Origin of the sequence: Actinomadura rubrisoli (assembly GCF_004349215.1) — a bacterium.
GTDB lineage: Bacteria > Actinomycetota > Actinomycetes > Streptosporangiales > Streptosporangiaceae > Spirillospora > Spirillospora rubrisoli.
Genome location: NZ_SMKU01000610.1, coordinates 1 through 2,583, shown reverse-complemented (window position 1 = coordinate 2,583; position 2,583 = coordinate 1). Strand labels below are relative to the sequence as shown.

Annotated in this window: 3 protein-coding genes; 1 reads left to right on the top strand and 2 read right to left on the bottom strand. The window is 73.0% G+C overall.

Annotated features, from left to right (window positions below; translation table 11 throughout):
* Positions 1-98 precede the first annotated feature (98 nt).
* Positions 99-854: a hypothetical protein gene (locus E1298_RS46060; protein ID WP_131903673.1), complete on the top strand. Its 756-nt coding sequence runs from the start codon at positions 99-101 to the stop codon at positions 852-854.
* 95 nt (positions 855-949) lie between these two features.
* Here the strand turns inward: E1298_RS46060 and E1298_RS46055 are convergent, their stop codons facing one another.
* Both E1298_RS46055 and E1298_RS46050 read right to left on the bottom strand, forming a co-directional pair.
* Positions 950-1,678, bottom strand: coding sequence for an RDD family protein (locus E1298_RS46055; RefSeq protein WP_131903672.1), 729 nt, complete (start codon positions 1,676-1,678; stop codon positions 950-952).
* Between the two features lie 89 nt (positions 1,679-1,767).
* Positions 1,768-2,202 carry a DUF2752 domain-containing protein gene (locus E1298_RS46050; RefSeq protein ID WP_243726251.1) on the bottom strand — a complete coding sequence of 145 codons (435 nt, stop codon included), beginning with the start codon at positions 2,200-2,202 and terminating at the stop codon, positions 1,768-1,770.
* Positions 2,203-2,583 lie beyond the last annotated feature (381 nt).

Here is a 2,583-nt window from a genome sequence, read left to right as displayed (position 1 = left end):
GGCCCCGCCCATCCGGGGTGCCTCCCCCGGTTCTGTGGCACCGGCGATCCGAACGCTTATGGTGGTTCGCATGCCCATTGGGGATTGTTGGGGACGGGATGAGTAAGGACGTGGCGACCGCGCTGGTCGCATGGGGCAATGCGTGGCTGACGGGGCACGTCGGCCTGGACGAGGCCGTCGACGCGGTCGAGCGGTCGGCGGGGCCGCAGATCCTCGGCGGGGCGCCCGCCGAGGTGACGCTGCGCCGCGGGCTCGGCGACCTGCGCGTCGGCGGCATGACCGCGTTCCGGCTGGCCCTGCCCGAGGCGGGCGACCCGCTCGGCCTCACCGGCCCGCCGGAGTTCAACCGCGGCGCGATCGAGGCGGGGGCCGCCGTCGTCGCCGTCCTCGGGGACCGCGCCATGGGCCTGGTCCCGGCCGAGGACCGGCGCGGCTCGTCCTACGTCGGGGTGCGCTGGACGACCTGCGACGCCTCGGCGGGGCTGCCCGACGTCCCGTCCCTCGCGGACGCCGACCGGCAGCTGACCCTCGCGATGCGCGACGCGACCGAGGTGCTGCTGACGGTGGACGATCTGTCCGGCACCCCGCCGGAGATCGCCGACGCGCTCGCCGACCTGCGCGATCCGGACCGCGGCGACCATCCGCTCGCCCCCGGCTACCCGCCCCGCGCCCACCGCGTCGCGGCCCTCGCCGGGCGGCTGTCCCGCGTGGTGGACCTTGCCCGGCGGATGGATGACCGTGGCCTCAACGCCGATCAGATGCGTCGCCGGGGTGAGGCTCTGCGGCTGCTCGACCGGGCCGTGCGGCGCGCGCTGGTGGCCGCCTGCAACAGCGCGTTCGACCCCGTCCCGTAGCGGTCCGAAACGTCCCGCGAAGGGGTGCGGGTCCGGAAACGCCGAGCGGGACGCCCCCCGCTTGGGGGACGCCCCGCTCCTCGCGTTCGAGACCGTCAGGCGCGGACGACGAGGGTGTTGCAGATCTTGTCCGCGAACGTCTGCTTGCGCTCGTCGAACAGCGGCCAGAGGTAGCCGACGTAGCAGGCGAAGCTGTCGGCGGCGTGGGCGAGCCGCCGCACGAAGGCCCCGCCGAAACCGAGCACCTGGCCGGTCTGCGCGCTGACCACCCGGATGCCCATCTGGCGCTTGCCGATCGTCTGGCCGGTGGTGCCCTCCTGGTAGATCAGCCAGATCCCGCCGCCGATGCCGATGGCCAGGGCGACCAGGAAGAAGAGGATGCCGATGAACGCGGCGCCCCCGTTGCCCGACCCCATGAGGAGAAGGGCGATGAAGTAGAGCACGCCCACGGGCGCGCCGATGATCAGGCCGTCGATGATGGTCGCACCGGCCCGCGAGCCCCACTCGGCCAACTGTCCGCCGGCGCCGTAGTGGTGGTGGTGCACCTCTTGGTAGCCGGGCTGCCCGCCGGCAGGCGGCGCGGGCGGCTGGCCGTAACCCGGCTGCGCGGCAGGCGGCTGGCCGTAGCCCGGCTGGGCCGGCGGCTGGCCGTAACCAGGCTGCTGCTGCTGCGGCTGACCGTAACCGGGCTGCGCCGGGGGCTGGCCGTAGCCCGGCTGCTGCTGGGGCTGACCGTACCCGGGCTGCTGCGGCTGGCCGTACCCAGGCTGCTGCTGCCCATAGCCCGGCTGCTGCTGACCGTACGGGTCGTAGGGGTTACCCACACTTGCTCCTTATTGATTGACCCTGTCGTAATGTGACGCCCGCCGGACCCGGAGGGCTCCGCAAGTCTGACCGACGCAGGGATTGCGGCTCAAACCCGCAGAACACCCAACCGGACGAGCTGCCACAGCTCCGACCCCACGAGGGCGGCACCGAGCATCCAGGCACGGGTTTTCGGCTGGAGTGCCCACCAGCGTCCTCCCAGCCCAAGCGGCGCGACGGCGATGCCGATCGCGCCCGCGAGTGCCACCGGGTTCGCGAGGACCGCCTGGGCTGGACGGCCCGAACCGAACTCGATGAACACGGTGGTCCCCCCGCACAGGGGGCACGGGATTCCGGTGAGAGCCCGGAGGGGGCAGAGCACGCCGGGGTCGCCGGCACGGTGGATCCATGCCACGCCGACGGCCGCGACGGCCATCGCCGCGGCGCGCAGCATCAGGCCCACAGGGCCGTGCCGCGCCGCGGTGAGGGTCCGGCTGACGACCCTGCCGAGCGCACCCTCAGGTGCACCGGCGGCCGCCGCCACGGGCGCTCCCCCCAACGAATCCTCCGCCTCGATGACATTCGTCCGAGTGACCCGTATACCGGGTGCACCCCGAGGTAGGTCAAGTCCGGACAACGATCCGCGATGGGACCGTTACCCAGAGCGTGAGCCACACCACCTCACGGGCAAGAGTAGGACAAACCTCCTGCTACATGGGCACTCTTTCGTGTTCCAAGTACTAGACAACGCCCGTTTCGCGGGCGACGGCGCGGACGCGGGCGAAGGAAAGGCGCCGCGCGGAGGCGGCGCCACACGGGCGCGAGCTGGAAGCGGCGTCGCGGGGTGCAGGCGAGAGCGGCGGCGCGAGGGTAGTGAGAGCGGCGGTGCAAGCGCAGGTGGGAGCGGCGGTGTGGGGCGTGAGGG